The following is a 19,807-nucleotide window of genomic DNA, read 5'->3' as shown; positions in this document are numbered from 1 at the left end:
CGAGATCGCTTGCCGGATCTGCCGTTCATCCTGTCCTTCGTCCTTGGTTCGGCGCACCCGCGGCGCGGTCGGCGTCGTCTGGGAGCGGAAGTGGGGGGTACGGAACGGAGACGCACTCGGCTGTGCGGGGCGGCTTCCGCCCGCCACAGCCGAAGGCCATCCGTCAGAAGCCACCGGGAACGTCGGTGGCCATGCCGGGCTGGCCGATGGCCAGCATGCGGATCTGCGCCTCGGTCAGCGGTCCCTGGAAGACCCAGGTGTCGGAGACAGCACCGGGCCAGTGACCTCCGACAGTGGTCGCTCCGGTCTTGCTCGCACCGAGGTGCAACGGCTGGGTCGACTTGAACAACTGCACGTTCTCGGCGGAGGAGAAAGCGTCCGTACACGTGGGCACGTCCTGCTCACCGTCACCATCCGCGTCCTCACACGGCACGTTCTCCGGCTCACCGTTGACGTAGAGCGTCAGTTCCTTGGTCAGCCCGTCGTACACGAGGGCCAGATGGGTCCAGTCGTCGGCCCGGGAGAACTGACTGTGGTCGACCGTCGTGACGACAGCGCCGGCCGTGTCCGTGGCGGCTGTCGTGACCTGCCAGCGTCCCGGGTCGGTGGTCGGGTGATCACTCGGCTCGTAACGCACTGAGAACGCGCTTCGGGTCGTCGCCCCGGGTGCGCTCAGCAGCGTCACATTCTTTTCCGGTACGGCCGCCGCCTGCGCCCATGTGCTGACGGTGAAACTTCCGGCGGTGTCCACCGGCGCGGTGGCCGTGGTCCCGTAGTCGTCGACACCGTCGAACACGACACCGCCGTCGACCCAGGCCGCACCACCGACCGTGGCTCCGCCCCGCAACGTCATGGCGTTGCCGGATGCCGACGCGTCCGGTGTCACCTGCGGTGCGCCCGAGCCCTGCTCGAAGGTCCAGCGGCCCTTGACCAGTGGCCGCTGCTTGACCATCTGCTGCACTTCCTCGGCCGACAGCGGCCGGTCGTACAGCCTCAGGTCGTCGACAGTGCCCGGGAAGTGGCTCACGACCTGCCCGTTGTAGCCGGCCGCACCGATGTACATGGACCGATCAGCATAGAAGGGGCTGGTCAAGGTGGTTGATCCGGCCTTCGCTCCGTTGACGTACAGCGTCAGTGTGTTCATGACCGTGTCGTGCACTCCTACGAGGTGCACCCACTCGCCGACGCGCGCCGCAGTGCCGTCGGGCTGCATGGCGCGGATCGGTGTGGCGTCCTCGGCATCTGCGGAGTACTGATTGAACGCCCACCGGTCATAGGTCTTGGAGTAGTAGAGCTCGAATCCGGAGCGGAACTGGCCCGCCTGAGCCGTGATGATCGCCGCTTCATCGGGCTTCTTGTCCATCTTGGCCCAGGCCGAGACGGTGAAACTGCGGGACGTATTGACGTGGGGTGCTCGCTGTCCGCCGATCCGGCCGTAACCGTCGACACCGTTGAACTTGGCGGCCTTCCCGGCCACTCCGGGGACCCCGGTGGTCACACCGCCCGAATACGTGGCCGGTACGACTCCGCCGTGCCCTTCGATCTGATCGGTTTCCGTGTCCGGTTCGTCGAGGTGGAAGATCGCGACCGCGGGGCGGCCGGGATCGCCGACGGTCTGCTTGGCGTACAGCTTGTCGACCTCGTCCTGGGCGACCGCCTTGTCGAAGAGTTGCACCTCGTCGATCGCGCCGGGGAAGAAGTCCTTCAAGGAGCCACTGCTGCGCCCCGCTCCGATCTGCAGGCCACGCCGTGCGTTCCAGGTGATCTCGTGGGTGACCTCGCCGGCGAGCTTGCCGTTGACGTACAACCGCATCTTCGTGGTCGCCGGATCATAGGTGCCCACCAGGTGTGTCCACGACCCTGCTTCGGCGCCGCCCGCGGTGCCTGCCATGGCGCGTTTGGCAGTGGCACCTGGAGCGTCGGTGGTGAGTGTGCCGAAGACCCAGCGGTCGTAGGCGGACGAGTAGAGCAGTTCGAAGCCCGCAGCGTCGTTGCCGATCTGTGTGGCCACCATCGCCCCGTGACTGGGCTTGGTGTCCAGCTTGGCCCAGGCCGAGATCGAGAACCCGGTCGTCGTCTCGACCACTGACAGGTCGGTCGATGCGTAACCGGTCGTGCCGTTGAGGGAAAGTGCTGTGCCGAGCGTGCCGTCGGCCCCCGGCGTCGCCCCTCCGTTCAGGTCCAGAATTCGGGCGGGCGTCGATCCTTCGGCCTTGCTGGCGTTGGCGCCCTCGTCCAGCTGCCAGGTGGCACGGTCGGGTTGCCCGGCCTTCACTCGAAAGCGATAGCTGGATTCGGAGGCATTGCCCGCGGAGTCGAAGGCCTTGACGAACAGTGTGTTGGTGCCGACACGAGGTGGCAATAGGTTGATTGTCCTGGCGGCACCCGCGGTCGTGGTGATCTCGTTCCTGGACAAGGGATCGACGTTGATGCCGTACCAGTATCGGGTGACGTCGGCCTCACCGGCCTTCACCGTGAAGGCGCCGTACCTACCGATGCCGTCGTACCAAGGGTCGTTCGGATCAGCCGTGTCGAAGGCCGGGTAGTCGGTGGACGTGATGGTCGGCGGTTTGGGCGCAGCCGTGTCGTACACGAAGTAGCAGCCTGTGGCGTCACCGGTGTAGGACCACGGCGAGTAGTTGCCGTCCACATCGTCCAGGCCCTTGTCCTTGACCCTTGCGTACCAATGGATCTGTTTGTTCGTGGGCACGGAGGAGGGCAGCGTGATGGGGAAGTCGGATCCGGAGGGCTTGTACTTGCTCAGTTCAGGGCGCCAGCGGGTGATCAGCCCCTTGCCGTCGCCGCTGTCCCACTTCGCCTGGAACTGGACGGCGACGTCGTCACCGTCCGGATCCTTCACATCGTTGGCGTAGATCGTGCCCAGAGAACGGATTCGTGGAGCGTTCTCAGGCTTCTTGCAGGTTCCGCCGTACCGCATCGTCAGCTGCGACATCTTGAGTTGAGGGGGCGGGCGGTTGTAGTACACCCGCAGAAAAGCGTCGTCCGAGAACCGCTTCCAGCCGTACGGGTCATCCTCATTGGATGCCTGCAGGCCGAACGTCATGGTGGACCACTTCTTGTCGGCGGCCTGCTGGACCGCCGACTTCACGTTGAACTCTGCGTCCTTGGCCGCGCATCCGTCGAAGCCATGCGCGAATGAGGATGTGGTCAGGTGGTCTATCCAAAAGCCAGAACGATTCTGTGAATTCCAGGTAGTGGACGACGAGATGTCGCCCGTACGCCACAACTGCACGCCTCGGGCTTCACAGGACGCCGACCAGGTGTTGCGCACCGTGAATTCGGCCGAAAGGATCTTCTTGCCGGCGAACTTCGAGACCGGAATGCGGTAGAAGAGCCGCTTGGTGTCATGCGGCTGGCAGTACCACCAGGCGCAATAGCCCATTCCCGCGTCGGACTCTCCGTTGAACTTCCACTGGGGGGACGACGCCCAGTACTTCGACGCCATCGTCCACGCGGTGGCGTCGGGGGTGTGCATCTGGGGGTCGATGAACACCGGGTACACCGTGTCATCACCCCTCAGTACATCGGTGTCGGGCTTCAGCACCAGAGCGTCCTGGGCGGCGGGGACGTCCACACCGACTGGTGCGAGCTTGCCGGACTCGCCGGCTCCCGGCTCGCTGTCCCCGTCACCGGTCTCGCCGGCCGAAGGGGCCTGCGTTGCCGCGGTCCGTGCGCCTGTGTTCTTCCGGACGCCCGCCGGTGGGGCACCCGGGCCTGGGCTGGAGTCCCACATCACTGGTTCCGGCGCCTCGAACACCGCCGTGCCTGCCCCCTTGTCGAGGGCCTCCAGGCCGCCACCGCTGGTCTCGTGAACGTCCAGTCCCCGGGCGTCCATGTCCAGCCGCACTTCGGCCAACTCTTTGCTGTCCGCGGCCTCAGCCGACTTCACCACCAGGAGTTGTGTGAAACCGTCCTCCTGCGCTCCCAGGCGGAGATCGACTCCGGGCAGGACATCGACGTAGGTCGCGGTGTCGCCGTCCAAGCGGGGCGGGGGCAACTTACCGGGCCAGGACAGTTCGAGTTGCCGTCCGGCCTTCACCATCCGCACCATGGGCGCTTCGTCACCACCGCCGGAGAACTCCAGGCCGATGGTGGCGACCTTCGGGGCCACCATGCCATTGCCGGACTTCGCCAGGTCGGTGTCGACGGCCTTCCACACGCCGTCCACGCGCGCCCACACCGGCCGCAGGTACTCACGCGCTTCGAGTCTGCCGTCCGGGGTGGCGAAGACCTCGCTGCTCTCTCCACGCTGGGAAGCGACCTCCACGCGCTTGCCCGTGCGCTTGGCCTTCGCCAGAGCATCGATCTCCGTGGCAGCAGGTTGCTCCGACCCGGAAACTTCCTGCGCCGTCGTTGTCGGAGCCTTGGCGCGAGGCTCGGCCTCTGCGGGTGACGCCCCCGGAAGGCCAGATGCCACCGCAACGGACAAAACCGCTCCGGCAGCACGCAGCCGTTTGCTCACAGGCATGAAGAACCCTCCCCCGCAGGGACTCCCCAGACCCCGCCAGTACGTAGTTGGTCATCTACGAACAGTGAAGAGAGAGTAAAGCGCACATAAACAAAACATCTAGATCACCACAAGGGACATCAAGCCCAAGAGAACCAAACGCCACGGACCGTTGAGTGATCTGCACCACAAATCCAGGTAAGTCTGTCTCAAATCAGGGCAGTTGATCCGCAAGCGGCGCCAGCGCCTCGGCCGCTGCCACCGCACGGGTCGCCTCCACCCGTACCGTCTCGTCGGCGTCCGTCGTCGCCCGGGAGTGGAGGAGGGGGAGCGTGGCCGGGGCGGCGGGGTGGCCGAAGGCCAGGATCCACAGGGCTCAGGGCGAGCGCCAGGTGCCGGGCCAGCGTCGACTTGCCCGCGCCGGGGTCGCCGAGGAGGACGAGCCGGTCGGCGTCACGGGCGGCGAGAAGCTGGAGCACGTCCCGCGCGGGCCGCTCCTGGTACGCCTGCCGCGCCCGTTCCAGCGACTCCTGCTCCACGCCGGGCGGCAGTTCGACGGGCCAGTCACCCGTCTCCACCAGGCGGTTGAGGATGTCGCGGGGCAGTTCGACGGGCGGCGGGTCGGCCCGTACCAGCGGCGACACGAACACCTCATGCAGCGCGACCGGGGGATGCTCGCCCTCCTCCGTCGGGATCAGCAAGTCGAGGTCCAGCCGGCCGTAGCGCTCCCGCACGCGCACCGCGTACTGCCTCAACGCGGCCTGCTCCGCCTCCTCGTCGGGCGGCGGTACGGCGTCCGGCTCCGGGAGCGTGCGCACGTACAGGTTCTCGATGTACGTCGCCGGGCTGCGGTCGCCCGTCGTCGCGGCACGCACGTCCCGCCCGGCGCCGATCGCACCGTCACCACCGGCATCGACCTGATTCGCGTCCTGCCCCATGGGGGGACGGTAGCGCCGCGGGCTTCGCCGTGTGCTCCTCCGCGACGATCCCGGCGGGAATCGCCCTCCGTGCAACCGGAGCCGTTCGGCAGTGATCTACCAGGGAGACAGCCGACGGGACGGCCGACGGCGGGCCCAGCGAGGGGACGGGACTGATGCGGGGACGGGTCTTTCTGTGGTGTGCCGGCGGTGTGCTCGTCACCGCCCTCGCCGCCGGAGGCGTCTGGTGGAACTGGTTCCGTGCGCCGTACGCTCTCGCGGACTCGCCGGGCGTCGATGTGACCGTGCGGGCGGAGAGGTCCAGGTACCCCGACGTACGGGAGACCGCCGAGGACGTGGACACCCTCGTCCGGGTCTACGTCCAGCGGCTCGGAGCCGGGGACGCGGAAGGACTCACCCGGCTCGCCGCACCCTCGTACCGGGGAGCCGAGGCGGCGGCCGCCGACACGGTGCACACCTACGGGAAGGCGGCGAGCGGACACGTCGAGGTGACGGTGCTGGAGGGGGTCGTCGACTACCTCAACCCGATCCGGGTGACCTTCGAGAAGACGGGTCAGCAGCAGGAGCTGCTCCTCGTCAAGGACGACGGTCACTGGTGGCTGGCGCTGGGTGAGGGCGACCCGGCAGGTGGGGCGTAGGCGGCTCGTCACCGTCACCGGCGGGTCGGTCGTCCGGGGTCGGCCGGTCGGCCCCCGCTACCTCTCGTACAACCCCTCGATCTCCGCCGAGAACGCCTCCCCGATCGCCTCCCTCCGCAGCTTCATCGACGGAGTCAGATGGCCCGCCTCCTCGGTGAAGCCGCCGGGGAGGACGGTGAAGCGGCGGATGGACTCCGGACGGGAGACCAGACGGTTCGCCTCGTCCACCGCCCGTTGGAGGACCCTGAGCAGTTCCGGGTCGTCCACGAGGAGTTCCGCGGGCACGGCGTGCTTGCCGTTCATCTGGCGCCAGTGGGTGATGCCCTCGGGGTCGAGGGTCAGCAGGGCGGTCACGTAGGGGCGGCGGTCGCCGACGACCATGGCCTGGGCGATCAGCGGGTGGGAGCGGAGCCAGTTCTCCAGCGGGGCCGGGGCCACGTTCTTGCCGCTGTCGGTGACCAGGATCTCCTTCTTGCGGCCGGTGATGGTGAGGTAGCCCTCCTCGTCGAGCCGGCCGATGTCGCCGGTGGCGAACCAGCCGTCGGGGCCCGTCGGGACGACCCCGCCGGCCTGCGGGTCCCAGTAGCCGCGGAAGATCTGACCGCCGTGCAGGAGCACCTCGCCGTCGGCGGCGATACGCACGCGCGTGCCGGGCAGCGGCCAGCCGACCGTGCCGAGCCGGGGGCGGACCGGCGGGGTGACCGTCACGGCCGCCGTGGTCTCCGTCATGCCGTAGCCCTCGAACACGTCGATGCCGGCGCCGGCGAAGAAGGCGGCCAGGCGGCGGCCGAGCGGGGAGCCGCCGCAGATGACGTAACGGACCCGGCCGCCGAGGGCGTTGCGGATGCGGCGGTAGACGAGGGGGTCGTAGAAGGTCCGGGCCGCCCTGAGGAAGGCGGTGGGGCCGGGGCCCGTGCCGTGCTGCTCGGCCTCCAGGGCCTCGCCGTAGCGCCGGGCCACGGCGGCGGCACGGTCGAAGGACGAGGCGCGGCCCATGCGTTCGGCGGACGCGCGGGCCGTGTTGAAGACCTTCTCCAGGACGTACGGGATGAGCAGCAGGAACGTCGGCCGGAACGACTTCAGGTCCGCCAGCAGGTCCTCGGTGCGGAAGCTCGGCGAGTGGCCCACGCGGATCCGGGCCCGCATGCACGCGATCGCCACCATGCGGCCGAAGACATGGGCGAGCGGGAGGAAGAGGAGCGTCGACGCCTCCTCGTCGGTCTTCGCGCGGAAGATCGGGTAGAGGAGGTCGATCGCGTTGTCGACCTCGGCGAAGAAGTTGCCGTGGGTGAGGGCGCAGCCCTTGGGGCGGCCGGTGGTGCCCGAGGTGTAGATGAGGGTCGCGAGGGTGTCGGGGCCCAGCACCCCGCGCCGTACGGCGACTTCCTGGTCGGACACGTCCCGGCCCCGCTCGGCGAGGCGTTCCATGTGGCCCTTGTCGAAGACCCACATGTGGCGGAGGTCGGGGATGCGGTCGAGTTCGGGGCCGAGGGCGGCGGCCTGGGCGGTCGTCTCCACGGCTAGGGCGACGGCGCCGGAGTCCTGGAGGATCCAGCGGGTCTGGAAGACGGAGGAGGTGGGGTAGATGGGTACGGTGACGAGGCCCGCCGCCCAGGCCGCGAAGTCCAGGAGCGTCCACTCGTACGTCGTCCGCGCCATGATGGCGATACGGTCGCCCGGCATCAGGCCCTCGGCGATCAGGCCCTTCGCCACGGCGAGCACCTCCGCCGCGAACTCGGCCGCCGTCACGTCCCGCCAACGTCCGCCGCCCCCACCGGGGTTGCCGCCACCATGGCCGCCGCCGCTCGCGTCGTCACGGCCGTCCCCGGCACCGCCGCCCCGGTCGTCCTTGCCGTCGGCCCTGCCGCCGTCGCCCCTGCCGCCGTCGCCACTGCCGCCGTCGCCCCTGCCGCTGTCCTTGCGGCTGAGGACGACCGCGCCGGGCTCGTGGTCCGCGTTGTCGAAGGGGATGTCCGCGAGGGAGCCGTAGGTGCCGGGCGTGACCAGCGGGGGGACGTACGCCTCCCGTACCGTGCCGTCCAGCCGCTTCAACTCGGGTTCCACGAGCAGGGGTTCGCTGCGATCGAGGTGGGACACGGGCGACTCCTGGGCGTTCGGTGTGCCCGGATCGTACGGGGCCGGTGTGTGAGGTTCGTGTGAGTGTGGGGGTGGTCCGGGGATGTTCCGGGGGCGGGGATGTGCAGTGTCGTGCAGTGCTCCGCCGCAGGTCAAGGCGGCGTGAACATTACTTGAGGGTCGTTCATCTCCCCTGCTCGCACACCCTGCTCACGGAGGACTTACCTCGGGTAACCTGACTGGCGAGTACAGAAGTTCGCCGCACCGGGGAGAAGGGGAAACCGTCCGATGCCTCAGCTCACCCTCACCGGCCCGCCTCTCCTCCCACCCCTCCTCGCGCGGGGCGCCCTCCTCTCCCCGTGCAAGAGCCGCAGACTGCCCCGTACGGCCGCCCGGCACGGCGACGGCACGGTCGGCCGCCTCGACCGGCTCGTCCTGCCCGGCGTACGGATCGACCTCGCGCGTCTCGCCGCGTACGAACGGGTCTGCGGCTTCCCCACCGGCGAGGACGCCGTCCCGCTCACCTATCCGCACGTCCTCGGCTTCCCGCTCGCCATGCGGATCATGTCCGGCCGCGACTTCCCGCTGCCCCTGCTGGGGCTGGTCCACACCTCGATCGAGATCACCCGCCGCCGCCGGCTGCCGGCCACCGGGGAGTACGAACTGACCGTGTACGTGGACGGGTTGACGCCGCACCGCCGGGGCACCGAGGCCACGGTCGTGACGGAGGTACGGGACATCGGCGGCGACTGCGGCTGCGACGAGATCGCCTGGGAGTCCCGCAGCACGTACCTCGCCCGGCACCGGGTGGACGACGCCCCGGACCCCGCCGGCGAGAAGGGGCGGCCGACGGCCGCGCCACTCCCCGCGCTCGCCGAGTGGCGACTCGGCGCGGATGTGGGGCGGCGCTACGGGGCGGTCTCGGGCGACCGCAACCCCATCCACCTCCACCCCCTCGGCGCCCGCCTCTTCGGGTTCCCGCGGGCCATCGCCCACGGCATGTGGACCGTCGCCCGCTGCCTCGCCGAACACGGCACACCCCCGGCGGCCCTGGTCCGTGCCGAGTTCCGCGCACCGGTCCCGCTCCCGAGCACCGTCACCTACGCGGCGGACGGCCGCCCCGGCGGCGACTTCGAACTCCGCGGCACGGACCGGAAGGGCGGGCAGCGGGTGCATGTGACGGGGGGCGTGTACCCGCTGATCCAGTGAGCGGCACACCGGCTCCGGCGGCACACCGGCTCCGGCGGAACGCCGGGCTCGGCTCCCCCTCCTCCTCATGACCGCCCGCGCCCACGATCCGCGCCGGGAGCAGGCGGCATGTCGGCGCAGGTCAGCGGCGCATCGCGGGACGCTCCGCGTTCGTGACGGCCCGCAGGGCCCATTCGACCGGGCCGTACCGGTACCGCGCGAGCCAGCGTCGGCTCAGCTCCAGCTGGAGAGCGAAGATGCCGGCGGCGACGACCGGCACGAGCGCCGGTGGCGTGTCCCCGGTCAGCCCGAGCCCCACCCCGGTGAAGATCAGCACGCCCAGCAGGGACTGGCCGAGATAGTTCGACAGCGCCATCCGGCCGGCCGGTGCGAGCACCCGCGCCAGCCGGGCGCCGCGCGGGGTGGCGAACACCCGGAGCAGGGTGGCCACATAGGCGCCGGTCAGCAACGGCGCGGTCAGGATGCAGACCGCGACACCGGCCAGTCCGACCGTGCCGCCGCCGATCGCGAACACCAGCGCGCCGGCGAGCCCGACCGGGTATCCGACCCGCTCCAGTCGGCGCAGCGCGACCGCGTGCCTGCCGATCCCGTCCGCGAGCAGCTGATGCCGGCCGGCGGCCAGCCCGACGAGGAACGCGGACAGCGCGAGCGGGCCCTGCACGGCCAGGCTTCCGGCCATCACCGGCAGCGAGCGCACATGTTCGCCGATCACCGAACCGAGGCCGCCGGCCAGCGCGTCGGTCGAGGCGCGACCGTCGGCGAGCGCGGCGCCCTGGTCGGTGACCAGGTCGGCGCCGGCCAGCGCGGCCACCGCCGCACCGGCCGCCATGACGACGACGATCACCCCCGCGGTGATCACCGCCGTCCTCGGCCGGATCCGGTGCACGGCGAGCAGAACGAGACCGAGCAGCGCGTAGGTGGTCAGGATGTCGCCGTGGAACAGCAGCACGGCGTGCAGACCGCCGAGCACGAAGAGTCCGCCGAGCCGACGGACGAACCGCGTGGTGAAGTTCGCGCCGGCCCGCTCCGCGGCGGCCAGCTGAAGGGTGAAGCTGTAGCCGAACAGGAACGAGAACAGCAGGTAGAACTTCATCTCGAACAGCAGCCGGACCACGAACTCGGCGGAGTCGTCCAGCCAGGAGCCGTGCGCCGGATCGGCGACGAGGTGGAACGGGTAGCCGGAGGCGAAGAAGGCGAGGTTCACGACGAGGATGCCGAACAGCGCGAACCCGCGCAGCGCGTCGACGTCTAACAACCGGGTGGGTGTGGGCGATCGCAGCGTTTCCGTCATACGAAAACGCTAGGAACGCCGGGAGCGACCGACGAGCCGGTGCACCCGAGGATCCGTGGTGGGGTCAGCCCTACCGGCCGTCGCCGGTAGCCGGTCGACCCGCGGCCGGTCCGGCAAGGCGTCGGCGGACCCGGTCGGCCCGCGCCCGGAGACGGCCCGGCAAGGCGCCGGCGCACCCGGTGGGCCTACGGCGCGGCCACGTCGGCCGGCGGGGTCCAGGGGTGGCCGTCCATCAGGTTGCCGAGGCCGGACCAGGCGAAGTTCATGAGGGTGGCGGCGGCCTGCCGGGCCGTCAGGCCGGGCGTGGCGTTGGCCCAGGCCGCGAGGGCCTCGGCGGCGCCGACGAGCGCCTCGGCGAGGCCGGCGACCTCGCGTTCGGGGAGGGACGGGTCGCTGCGGGCCTCGCGGGCGGCGACCAGGATCAGCCCCGTCACGAACGCCACCATCTCCTCGCGCATCGCCGCGACCTCGGCGGCGAAGGGTTCGCCGTGCGTACGGGCCTGGAGGTGCAGCACGGCCCAGGCGTCCGGGTTGCGCGCGGTGTGCGTGAAGAACGCCCGCAGCCCCTCCCAGAGTTGCCGGTCGGCGGGCAGCCGGGGGTTGACGCCCTCGCGTACGGCGGTGGTGAGCGCCTCGGCCTCGCGGCGGATGCAGGCGGTGAAGAGGTCTTCCTTGGAGTTCAGGTACAGGTACACCAACGGCTTGGACACGCCCGCCAGTTCGGCGATCTCGTCCATGGAGGCGGCCCGGTAGCCGCGCTGCCCGAACGTCCGCACGGCCGCGTCCAGCATCTGCTGTTCCCGTACCGCCCGGGGCATCCGTTTGTTCTTCACAGCACCCATGCGGGCAAGCGTACGGTTCTGCCGCCGGGAAAGATCCCGGCCGTTTCCGGGCGGACCGGCCGGCCGCCCTGTCCCGCTAGGAGGCCTTGACGCCCTCGGCCTCCGCGCCGCTCTCGGCGGCCTTGGCGTTCCCGGCGTCGGTGTCCGCGGCGGTGGCGCCGGACGGGGCCGGGGTGCGGGCCGCGTCGTCCGCCTCGTCCTCCTGGCTGCGGTTGGCGGCGAGGTTGGACTTCACACGGTCGATGGAACGGTCGAGGCGCGGGGCGATCCGCTCCGAGGCCCGGTCGCGCTCCTTGCGGAGGGCCACGAAGCTGATCGGCGCGGAGACGACGAGGGCCAGCATGATCATCCACATGCCGTTGGAGGAGCCGAGGCCGCGCGGGGCGACGCCGGAGTAGACGAGGGCCCAGACGACCACGAAGCAGCCCACGAAGATCCCGAGGCGCATCAGTGTGTAGCGGAGCATCTCAATCCACTCTTCCGTTTCCGTACCGGACGTTCGCAAAGGCCACCGTCCAGTGAAGCACGGTCGGGGGGCGATCTTGCACGGGGGTGCGGGCGGGGCGGGCGCGGCTCAGGTCAGGTCAGGTCAGGTCAGGGACAGGAGCATCGTGATGTCGTCGCGGTGGTCGTCGGGGGCGACCCGGATGGCGCCGGGGACGCGGCCGACCTCCTTGTAGCCGCACGCCGCGTAGAAGTGCTCCAGGCCGAGGCCGCCGCGGCAGGTGAGACGGACGGCGTCGATGCCGTCGAAGCCGCGGGCCGCCTCCTCGGCCGCCGTCATGAGGTCGCGGCCGTAGCCCTTGCCCTGGTGGGCGGGGTGCACCATCACCGTGTACAGCCAGACCCAGTGCGTCATCAGGCGGTGCGTGTTGAAGCTGAAGAACGCGGTGGCGGCGGGCGCGCCGGCCGCGTCGAACCCGACCAGCAGCCGCTGCCGCCCCTCCGCCATGCCCACCATGTGCTTCACCAACTCGGGCCGTATCGCCTCCGGCGCCACCGGCGCGACGAACCCGACGGCGCCACCGGCATTGGAGACGTCCGCCCAGAGGCGGAGGATGCCGTCGCGGAGGTCGGGCGTGAGGGGAGGGTCGAGCTGGAAGGTAAGGGCCATGGGTTGAGATTAGCCATTACGTTCGGCGGCGCGTCAAACAGATTCGGACAGTGGACACGTGCGGGCGGGTGAGGGCTGGTCGCGCAGTTCCCCGCGCCCCTGAAGGGTCGGGCCTGCGGCCCGCCCTTCATCCCCTGAGAAGCACGGGGCGCAGCCCCGGTCGCTTTTCAGGGGCGCGGGGAACTGCGCGAGAAACCCCCACTCAGCCGCACCCGCCAACGAACCCGCACCCCCGACCCACTGGGCGCCCGGCTCACACCCTCATCGGCTGAGGAGACTCCCGCCGCAGCGGATCCGCCCCCTCGTACTCCCGGATGATCTCGTACCGCGTATTCCGCTCCACCGGCCGGAACCCGGCGTCGCGGATGAGGTCCAGCAGATCCTCCCGGGTCAGCTTGTTCGGCGTGCCGTAGTTGTCCGCGTCGTGCGTGATCTTGTACTCGACGACCGACCCGTCCATGTCGTCCGCGCCGTGCTGGAGCGCGAGCTGCGCGGTCTGGACGCCGTGCATCACCCAGAAGACCTTCACGTGCGGGACGTTGTCGAAGAGCAGCCGCGACACCGCGAAGGTCTTCAGCGCCTCCGCGCCCGTCGCCATCTGCGTACGCGCCTGGAGCCGGTTGCGTACCTTGCCGTCCTTCACGTCCACGAAGTCGTGCTGGTAGCGCAGCGGGATGAAGACCTGGAAGCCGCCGGTCTCGTCCTGGAGCTCCCGCAGCCGCAGGACGTGGTCGACGCGGTGCCGGGGCTCCTCGATGTGGCCGTAGAGCATGGTGCACGGGGTCTTCAGCCCCTTCTCGTGCGCCAGGCGGTGGATCCGCGACCAGTCCTCCCAGTGGGTGCGGTGGTCGACGATGTGCCGGCGGACCTCCCAGTCGAAGATCTCCGCGCCGCCGCCCGTCAGGGACTCCAGGCCCGCGTCGATCAGTTCGTCGAGGATCTCCGACGCCGACAGCCCGCTGATCGTCTCGAAGTGGTGGATCTCCGTGGCGGTGAAGGCCTTCAGCGAGACGTGCGGGAGGGCCGCCTTCAACTCCCGCAGCGAGCGCGGGTAGTAGCGCCACGGCAGGTTCGGGTGCAGGCCGTTGACGATGTGGAGTTCCGTGAGGTTCTCCGACTCCATCGCCTTGGCGAGCTTCACCGCCTCCTCGATGCGCATCGTGTACGCGTCCTTCTCCCCCGGCTTGCGCTGGAAGGAGCAGTAGGCGCAGGAGGCCGTGCACACATTGGTCATGTTGAGGTGACGGTTGACGTTGAAGTGGACGACGTCGCCGTTCTTCCGCGTCCGCACCTCGTGTGCGAGCCCGCCCAGCCACGCCAGGTCGTCCGACTCGTACAGCGCGATGCCGTCCTCGCGGGTCAGCCGCTCACCGGAGCGGACCTTCTCCTCCAGCTCGCGCTTGAGCCCGACGTCCATGCCTCCGCCTTCCCTCAGTCTTCCCTCAATGGACAACCCCGCCACCGTACTCCCCGAGGTCTACTGCTCCTCGGGCAGCTCACCCACCCTGTTCTCCCACTTCGTGGAGAGCACGATCGTCGTACGGGTCCGGGAGACGCCCTTCGTGCCGGACAGCCGGCGGATCGTCTTCTCCAGGCCGTCGACGTCGGTGGCGCGCACCTTGAGCATGAAGGAGTCGTCGCCGGCGATGAACCAGCAGTCCTCGATCTCGTCGAGGTCGCGGAGCCGGTTCGCCACGTCCTCGTGGTCGGCGGCGTCGGAGAGCGAGATCCCGATGAGCGCGATCACGCCGAGGCCGAGGGAGGCCGCGTCGACGGTGGCGCGATAGCCGGTGATGACACCGGCGGCCTCCAGCCGGTTGATGCGGTCGGTGACACTGGGTCCCGACAGGCCGACGAGGCGCCCCAGCTCCGCGTAGGAGGCCCGGCCGTTCTCCCTCAGGGCCTGGATGAGCTGCCTGTCCACCGCGTCCATGCGATCGGTTGCCTTCCGCTGAAGAGTTGCACTGAAGAATTGCTCGGTGAGTTGCCAGTGGTGCGCGTACGCGCGGGGTGCGCGGACGCCGCTCAGGTGCCCCTGCGCGTGGTGTCGCTCGTCCCGGAGGGGCGGGACCCGCCGATCTCGCCCTCCCAGCGCCGGTACAGGGTGTGCGGGACGCCCGCCGCGTCCAGCACCCGTCCGGCCACGAAGTCCACCAGGTCCTGGATGTGCGTGGCCCCCGCGTAGAAGGCCGGGGAGGCGGGCAGTACGGTCGCTCCCGCGTCGTCCAGGGTCACCAGATGCCGCAGGGTCTGCCCGTTCAGCGGCGTCTCCCGTACGGCGACGACGAGCCGGCGCCGTTCCTTCAGGGTGACGCTCGCCGCCCGTTGCAGCAGGTCCTTGCTGAGCCCCAGGGCCACGCCCGCGACGCACGCCGTCGACGCGGGGACGATCAGCATGCCCTTGACGGGGTACGAGCCCGAGGACGGTCCGGCGGCCAGGTCGCCGGCGCTCCAGTGCCGTACACGGTCGCCGTCGACGTCCACCGGAAAGGTGCCGGGCTTGCCGTCGGCGCCGCGCGACAGCCATTCCCGCAGGTCGTCACGCCAGTGCGCGTCCCGGAACGCGATGCCCGTCTCGTCCAGCAGGGTCAGCCGCGACGCTCGGGACACCACGAGGTCGACGCTTTCGTCCGCGGCGAGGAGCGCGCGCAGCACGGCGGCGGCGTATGGGGTGCCGGATGCGCCGGAGACCCCTACGATCCAAGGCGTACGCGCCGTCTCTCCTGGCTTGACTCGGTTCACGACACCGAGCCTATCCGGCGCCGTGGGGCGGGAACCGGTCAAGGGGGCACGGCCGTTCCACTGAGGGGACGAGTTGAGTCGGGGGTTGACATGGCAGGTGGAGTGCGCGGGGCGCTGAGCCCTGATCGGGAGTGGTCGCGCGGGGACCGCGCGAAGGCCGCCGCCAAGCTGATGGCGGGCTGGGTGGCCCTGCTGTGGATCCTCGAAGTGATCGACGTGGCCAGCGGGAACGCGCTGGACGACTTCGGCATCATGCCGCGGTCGGTGCCCGAGCTGGTCGACGTCGTGCCCGCGTCGTTCATCCACTTCGGCTTCGGCCATGTCGCGGCCAACAGCGTGCCGCTGCTGGTGCTCGGCTTCCTCGCGGCGCTGGGCGGGATCCGCCGGTTCGCCGCGGTCTGCGCGCTGATCATCGTGGCCGACGGTCTGGGTGTCTGGCTGATATCCCCGGACAACACCAACACGGCGGGCGCCTCCGGCGTCGTCTTCGGCCTCTTCGGCTTCCTCGTCGTCAGCGGCTTCGTGGAGCGCCGGCTGGCAGGGGTCGCGGTGGGAGTGCTGGTCGGGGCGATCTGGGGCGGCTCGATCCTCGCGGGCATCGCACCGACCGCGGCAGGCGTCAGCTGGCAGGGCCACCTGATCGGGCTGGTGGCGGGGGTGGTGTCGGCGTTCGTGTTCCGGCGCCGCCAACACCGCGCGGTGCTCACCGCGTAGGGCGTGCCTTCGGGTCCACGGGGAGGCGGCCGGTGGCGATCGTGAGCTTGCCCAGCGGCGAGTCGACGGTGACGTCGGGGCCGTAGGAGATCGTGTCGCGACCCCGGTAACCGTCGGGGCCGGGGTTCCACATCGTGACGCAGTGGCCCTTGAGCGGGTCGAGGATCAGGTAGTTGGCGATGCCGCGAGAGGCGTACCAACGTGGCTTGAGCTCGTAGTCGCGGCGGATGCTGCCCTGGGACACGACCTCGACGACGATTTCGACGAGGTCGGGTGAGTACGCCCCCTGGTTCTTTTCGACCTCCGCCGCGGGAATGACGGCCAGGTCAGGGCAGAACTCGTTCTCATCGTCGAAGGGGAAGGCAACATCGCTGGTGAAGCCCCATTCCTCGGCCACCTGCTCCCGCAGGGTGTTCCACACCAGTCGGATGGTCTCCGCGTGGTGGGGCTTGACCGGACTCATCATGATGCTGCCCTCGACAATCTCCATGCGATAGCCGGGGAACATGTCCTCGAACCGGCTGAGCTGCGAGTGCAGGCGGTCGATGCCCGAGACGGTCACGCTGGCCTCCCTGGAGTTTCTGCACTCGATGGTAGGCCGCACCGTATTCAGAGGGTCAGACCCCGAACCAGAAGATCCAGCAGCGCGCACACGAACAGGGCAATGCCGATGAAGCCGTTGACGGAGAAGAACGCGCGGTTCAGCCGCGACAGGTCGTGGGGCCGCACGATCGTGTGCTCGTAGACGAAGGCGCCCGCCACGATCGCCAGGCCCAGCCACAGGAAGGAACCCGCGTCCGTCGCCAGCGCGTACCAGACGAACAAGCCAGTCGTGAGGGCGTGGCACACCCGCGCCGCCCACACCGCCGCCGGGATGCCGAAGCGGGCCGGCACCGACAGGACGCCGGTGTCGCGGTCGGAGTCGACGTCCTGGCAGGCGTAGATGAGGTCGAAGCCGCCGATCCAGACGCCGACGGCCAGACCCAGGATCACCGCGTCCCAGGACCACTCGCCGGTGATCGCGAGCCAGCCGCCGACGGGGCCCATCGCCTGGGCGAGGCCCAGGATGGCCTGGGGGTAGTTGGTGAAGCGTTTGCCGTAGGGGTAGACCACCATCGGGATCACGGCGACGGGGGCGAGCGCCAGGCAGAGCGGGTTCAGCAGCGCCGCCGCGCCCAGGAAGATCACCAGGGCGATCAGGGCGCCGGTCCAGGCGTGCTTCACGGACACCGCGCCGGTCACCAGCTCGCGGTGCGCGGTGCGCGGGTTCCGCGCGTCGATCTCGCGGTCGATGATCCGGTTGGCGGCCATCGCGAACGTGCGCAGCCCGACCATGCAGACGGTGACCAGCAGCAGCCGTACCCAGTGGATGTTGCCGTCCAGCTGGAACATGGCGGTCAGCGCGGCGATGTACGCGAAGGGCAGCGCGAAGATCGAGTGCTCGATCATCACCAGCCGCAGGAACGCCTTGGTCCGGCCCGGCTGGGGGATCGCCGCGGATGCGCTGCTCACAGGCCGTACTCCTTCCAGCGCCGGTCGACGAGCGCCGCCGTGTCGGGGTCCGACTCGACCATGTCGGGCCAGCCGCCGTCCCGGGTGTAGCCCTCCTCGATCCACTTCCTCGTCGCGTCGATGCCGGCCTTGCCGCCCCAGAACTGCTGGTAGGAGGCGTGGTCGAGGTGGTCCACGGGGCCTTCGACGACGGTGAGGTCGCGGGCGTAGTCCGTGTTGCCGAGGGCCCGCCAGGCGACCTCGTGGAGGTCGTGGACGTCGCAGTCGGAGTCGACGACCACGATCAGCTTGGTCAGGGACATCATGTGGGCGCCCCAGATGGCGTGCATGACCTTCTGCGCGTGCTTCGGGTACTTCTTCTCGATCGAGACGATCGCGCAGTTGTGGAAGCCGCCGGACTCGGGGAGGTGGTAGTCCACGATGTCCGGGACGATGATCTTGAGGAGGGGGAGGAAGAAGCGTTCCGTCGCGCGGCCCAGCGGTCCGTCCTCCGTCGGGGGGCGGCCGACGACGATCGACTGGAGCAGCGGGCGCTTCCGCATCGTCACGCAGTCGATCTTCAGCGCGGGGAAGGGCTCCTGCGGGGTGTAGAAGCCGGTGTGGTCGCCGAAGGGGCCCTCGGGCAGCATCTCGCCGGGCTCCAGCCAGCCCTCGATGACGACCTCGGCGTTCGCCGGCACCTGCAACGGCACCGTCTTGCAGTCGACCATCTCGATCCGCTTGCCCGCGACGAACCCGGCGAACAGGTACTCGTCGATGTCGCCGGGCAGCGGCGCGGTGGAGGCGTACGTCACGGCGGGCGGGCAGCCGAAGGCGATGGCGACCGGCAGCCGCTCACCGCGCTTGGCGGCCACCTGGTAGTGGTTGCGGCTGTCCTTGTGGATCTGCCAGTGCATGCCGATGGTGCGCTTGTCGTGGCGCTGGAGGCGGTACAGGCCGAGGTTGCGGACGCCGGTCTCGGGGTGCTTGGTGTGGGTGAGCCCGAGGTTGAAGAAGGAGCCGCCGTCCTTGGGCCAGGTGAACAGCGCGGGCAGCCGGTCCAGGTCCACGTCGTCGCCCTGGAGGACGACCTCCTGCACGGGGGCGCTGTCCGCCTTCACCTTCTTCGGCGGGACGTGCACCACCGAGCCGAGCTTCCCGAACGCCTCGCGCACCCCCACGAAGCCCTGCGGCAGCTCCGGCTTGAGCAGCCCGCCGATCTTCTCGCTGATCTCGCCGTACGACTTCAGGCCGAGGGCCTTCAGCAGGCGGCGGTCGGTCCCGAAGACGTTCATCGCGAGCGGCATGCTCGACCCGCGGACGTTCTCGAAGAGGAGGGCGGGACCGCCGGCCTTGTTGACCCGGTCGACGATCTCCCCGACCTCCAGATACGGGTCGACCTCGGCCTTGATCCGCTTGAGATCGCCCTCGCGCTCCAGGGCGCGGAGCAGGGAACGAAGATCGTCGTAAGCCATGCGGTCCAGTATCCCCGAGGGGCTACCCTGACCCCGTCACGGGGCCCGGCGTAGGGTCATGGCTTTCCGCCGCACAGGGTCGGCGCCGCACGGTCCCGCCGGTCACCAGGGGGCCCGGCGGACGGGCCCACCACCGCTTTTCAGGGGGCGTTCCATGCTCAGGGTGTTGATGTACCTCGTGCCGTTGGCGCTGACCATCTACGCGTTCATCGACTGCCTCAACACCCCCGAGGACGAGGCGAAGCACCTGCCCAAGATCGCCTGGGTGTTCATCATCCTGCTCTTCTGGATCGTCGGGCCGATCGCGTGGCTCGCCGCGGGCAAGCTGCGCCACGCCCCCGCGAACGGGCGCACGCCCTCCGAGTGGCACCGCAACCACCGCGCGGAGTATGTCGCTCCCGACGACAATCCCGAGTTCCTGAAGTCGCTGTCCGAGGAGAACAAGAAGGACGAGTCGCTCCTCAAGAGCTGGGAGGCGGATCTGCGGCGCCGCGAGGAGGAACTGAAGCGGCAGGAGAAGGAGAAGCGGGAGAAGGACGGCGAGGAGTAGGGCCGGGCGCCTTGCAGCTCGGGGGTGCGCGGTTCGTCGGCGGGTGCGGGTGCGTGGGGGCTGGTCGCGCAGTTCCCCGCGCCCCTGAAAAGCGACCGGGGCTACGCCCCGTGCTTTTCATGAAGGGCGGGCCGCAGGCCCGGTCCCTTCAGGGGCGCGGGGAACTGCGCGAGAAACCACGACGCACCCGCACCCGCCGAACCACCCGCACCCCGCTCCCCGCCCCGCCCTCCCTACCCCGCCCCTCCCCGCACCGCCC

17 protein-coding genes are annotated in these 19,807 nt (G+C 69.9%); 4 read left to right on the top strand and 13 right to left on the bottom strand.

Translation table 11 applies throughout. The annotated features are described in order from the left end of the window. Positions 1-163: 163 nt before the first annotated feature. Both SMA5143A_RS37640 and SMA5143A_RS43300 read right to left on the bottom strand, forming a co-directional pair. Positions 164-4,489: a LamG-like jellyroll fold domain-containing protein gene (locus SMA5143A_RS37640; protein ID WP_107467301.1), complete on the bottom strand. Its 4,326-nt coding sequence runs from the start codon at positions 4,487-4,489 to the stop codon at positions 164-166. Positions 4,490-4,677: 188 nt separating this feature from the next. Next, positions 4,678-5,406: an ABC transporter ATP-binding protein gene (locus tag SMA5143A_RS43300; RefSeq protein ID WP_181362210.1), complete on the bottom strand. Its 729-nt coding sequence runs from the start codon at positions 5,404-5,406 to the stop codon at positions 4,678-4,680. 155 nt (positions 5,407-5,561) lie between these two features. On the opposite strand from SMA5143A_RS43300, the gene SMA5143A_RS37630 reads away from it, so the two are divergent. Next, positions 5,562-6,044 (top strand): hypothetical protein, encoded by a 483-nt coding sequence (locus tag SMA5143A_RS37630; RefSeq protein ID WP_258193969.1) that lies wholly within the window; start codon positions 5,562-5,564, stop codon positions 6,042-6,044. 57 nt (positions 6,045-6,101) lie between these two features. On the opposite strand, the gene SMA5143A_RS37625 is transcribed toward SMA5143A_RS37630, so the two are convergent. Then, a complete protein-coding gene (locus SMA5143A_RS37625) occupies positions 6,102-8,141 on the bottom strand; it encodes an AMP-dependent synthetase/ligase (RefSeq protein WP_107467299.1) in 2,040 nt (679 codons plus the stop codon). 267 nt (positions 8,142-8,408) lie between these two features. Here SMA5143A_RS37625 and SMA5143A_RS37620 point away from each other — a divergent pair, with 267 nt between their 5' ends. Then, entirely contained in the window at positions 8,409-9,329 is a 921-nt protein-coding gene (locus SMA5143A_RS37620; protein WP_107467298.1) for a MaoC family dehydratase, read from the top strand. Between the two features lie 121 nt (positions 9,330-9,450). On the opposite strand, the gene SMA5143A_RS37615 is transcribed toward SMA5143A_RS37620, so the two are convergent. From SMA5143A_RS37615 to SMA5143A_RS37585, 7 genes are all read right to left on the bottom strand, one after another. Beyond that, positions 9,451-10,620, bottom strand: a complete 1,170-nt coding sequence (locus tag SMA5143A_RS37615; protein ID WP_107467297.1) for a DUF418 domain-containing protein — start codon at positions 10,618-10,620, stop codon at positions 9,451-9,453. A gap of 185 nt (positions 10,621-10,805) precedes the next feature. Beyond that, entirely contained in the window at positions 10,806-11,462 is a 657-nt protein-coding gene (locus SMA5143A_RS37610; RefSeq protein ID WP_107467296.1) for a TetR/AcrR family transcriptional regulator, read from the bottom strand. A 76-nt stretch (positions 11,463-11,538) separates the two neighbouring features. Then, positions 11,539-11,928 carry a DUF4229 domain-containing protein gene (locus SMA5143A_RS37605; RefSeq protein WP_107467295.1) on the bottom strand — a complete coding sequence of 130 codons (390 nt, stop codon included), beginning with the start codon at positions 11,926-11,928 and terminating at the stop codon, positions 11,539-11,541. 123 nt (positions 11,929-12,051) lie between these two features. After that, positions 12,052-12,576, bottom strand: a complete 525-nt coding sequence (locus SMA5143A_RS37600; protein ID WP_107467294.1) for a GNAT family N-acetyltransferase — start codon at positions 12,574-12,576, stop codon at positions 12,052-12,054. A gap of 253 nt (positions 12,577-12,829) precedes the next feature. After that, positions 12,830-13,993, bottom strand: a complete 1,164-nt coding sequence (gene mqnE, locus SMA5143A_RS37595) for an aminofutalosine synthase MqnE (RefSeq protein WP_107467293.1) — start codon at positions 13,991-13,993, stop codon at positions 12,830-12,832. 60 nt (positions 13,994-14,053) lie between these two features. Next, positions 14,054-14,509 (bottom strand): Lrp/AsnC family transcriptional regulator, encoded by a 456-nt coding sequence (locus SMA5143A_RS37590; RefSeq protein ID WP_055513474.1) that lies wholly within the window; start codon positions 14,507-14,509, stop codon positions 14,054-14,056. A gap of 92 nt (positions 14,510-14,601) precedes the next feature. Next, positions 14,602-15,318 carry a UbiX family flavin prenyltransferase gene (locus SMA5143A_RS37585; RefSeq protein WP_107467292.1) on the bottom strand — a complete coding sequence of 239 codons (717 nt, stop codon included), beginning with the start codon at positions 15,316-15,318 and terminating at the stop codon, positions 14,602-14,604. 90 nt (positions 15,319-15,408) lie between these two features. Here SMA5143A_RS37585 and SMA5143A_RS37580 point away from each other — a divergent pair, with 90 nt between their 5' ends. Then, positions 15,409-16,032 (top strand): rhomboid family intramembrane serine protease, encoded by a 624-nt coding sequence (locus tag SMA5143A_RS37580; RefSeq protein WP_107467291.1) that lies wholly within the window; start codon positions 15,409-15,411, stop codon positions 16,030-16,032. On the opposite strand, the gene SMA5143A_RS37575 is transcribed toward SMA5143A_RS37580, so the two are convergent. Genes SMA5143A_RS37575 through SMA5143A_RS37565 form a run of 3 tightly spaced genes read right to left on the bottom strand, consistent with a single transcriptional unit; the run spans position 16,022 to position 18,998 of the window. Beyond that, complete coding sequence (locus SMA5143A_RS37575) at positions 16,022-16,594, bottom strand: Uma2 family endonuclease (RefSeq protein WP_107467290.1); 573 nt, start codon at positions 16,592-16,594, stop codon at positions 16,022-16,024. The two genes, SMA5143A_RS37580 and SMA5143A_RS37575, sit on opposite strands and share 11 nt — an antisense overlap. A 47-nt stretch (positions 16,595-16,641) precedes the next feature. After that, entirely contained in the window at positions 16,642-17,544 is a 903-nt protein-coding gene (gene mqnP / locus SMA5143A_RS37570) for a menaquinone biosynthesis prenyltransferase MqnP (protein WP_107467289.1), read from the bottom strand. Then, positions 17,541-18,998, bottom strand: a complete 1,458-nt coding sequence (locus SMA5143A_RS37565; RefSeq protein WP_107467288.1) for a menaquinone biosynthesis decarboxylase — start codon at positions 18,996-18,998, stop codon at positions 17,541-17,543. The genes mqnP and SMA5143A_RS37565 overlap by 4 nt, the downstream gene beginning before the upstream one ends. A gap of 154 nt (positions 18,999-19,152) precedes the next feature. Here SMA5143A_RS37565 and SMA5143A_RS37560 point away from each other — a divergent pair, with 154 nt between their 5' ends. After that, positions 19,153-19,548, top strand: coding sequence for a PLD nuclease N-terminal domain-containing protein (locus SMA5143A_RS37560; RefSeq protein WP_107467287.1), 396 nt, complete (start codon positions 19,153-19,155; stop codon positions 19,546-19,548). Positions 19,549-19,807 lie beyond the last annotated feature (259 nt).

Source organism: Streptomyces sp. MA5143a, assembly GCF_900290235.1.
Taxonomy (GTDB): domain Bacteria; phylum Actinomycetota; class Actinomycetes; order Streptomycetales; family Streptomycetaceae; genus Streptomyces.
Note: the sequence above shows the minus strand (reverse complement) of the source record. Positions and strands in the feature narration are given on the sequence as shown.

What these genes read in the sequence shown, in the direction of transcription:
- SMA5143A_RS37640 (WP_107467301.1), bottom strand. Translation starts at nt 4,489, where the DNA reads ATGCCTGTGAGCAAACGGCTGCGTGCTGCCGGAGCGGTTTTGTCCGTT.
- SMA5143A_RS43300 (WP_181362210.1), bottom strand. Translation starts at nt 5,406, where the DNA reads ATGGGGCAGGACGCGAATCAGGTCGATGCCGGTGGTGACGGTGCGATC.
- SMA5143A_RS37630 (WP_258193969.1), top strand. Translation starts at nt 5,562, where the DNA reads ATGCGGGGACGGGTCTTTCTGTGGTGTGCCGGCGGTGTGCTCGTCACC.
- SMA5143A_RS37620 (WP_107467298.1), top strand. Translation starts at nt 8,409, where the DNA reads ATGCCTCAGCTCACCCTCACCGGCCCGCCTCTCCTCCCACCCCTCCTC.
- SMA5143A_RS37615 (WP_107467297.1), bottom strand. Translation starts at nt 10,620, where the DNA reads ATGACGGAAACGCTGCGATCGCCCACACCCACCCGGTTGTTAGACGTC.
- SMA5143A_RS37610 (WP_107467296.1), bottom strand. Translation starts at nt 11,462, where the DNA reads ATGGGTGCTGTGAAGAACAAACGGATGCCCCGGGCGGTACGGGAACAG.
- SMA5143A_RS37605 (WP_107467295.1), bottom strand. Translation starts at nt 11,928, where the DNA reads ATGCTCCGCTACACACTGATGCGCCTCGGGATCTTCGTGGGCTGCTTC.
- SMA5143A_RS37600 (WP_107467294.1), bottom strand. Translation starts at nt 12,576, where the DNA reads ATGGCCCTTACCTTCCAGCTCGACCCTCCCCTCACGCCCGACCTCCGC.
- mqnE (WP_107467293.1), bottom strand. Translation starts at nt 13,993, where the DNA reads ATGGACGTCGGGCTCAAGCGCGAGCTGGAGGAGAAGGTCCGCTCCGGT.
- SMA5143A_RS37590 (WP_055513474.1), bottom strand. Translation starts at nt 14,509, where the DNA reads ATGGACGCGGTGGACAGGCAGCTCATCCAGGCCCTGAGGGAGAACGGC.
- SMA5143A_RS37580 (WP_107467291.1), top strand. Translation starts at nt 15,409, where the DNA reads ATGGCAGGTGGAGTGCGCGGGGCGCTGAGCCCTGATCGGGAGTGGTCG.
- SMA5143A_RS37565 (WP_107467288.1), bottom strand. Translation starts at nt 18,998, where the DNA reads ATGGCTTACGACGATCTTCGTTCCCTGCTCCGCGCCCTGGAGCGCGAG.
- SMA5143A_RS37560 (WP_107467287.1), top strand. Translation starts at nt 19,153, where the DNA reads ATGCTCAGGGTGTTGATGTACCTCGTGCCGTTGGCGCTGACCATCTAC.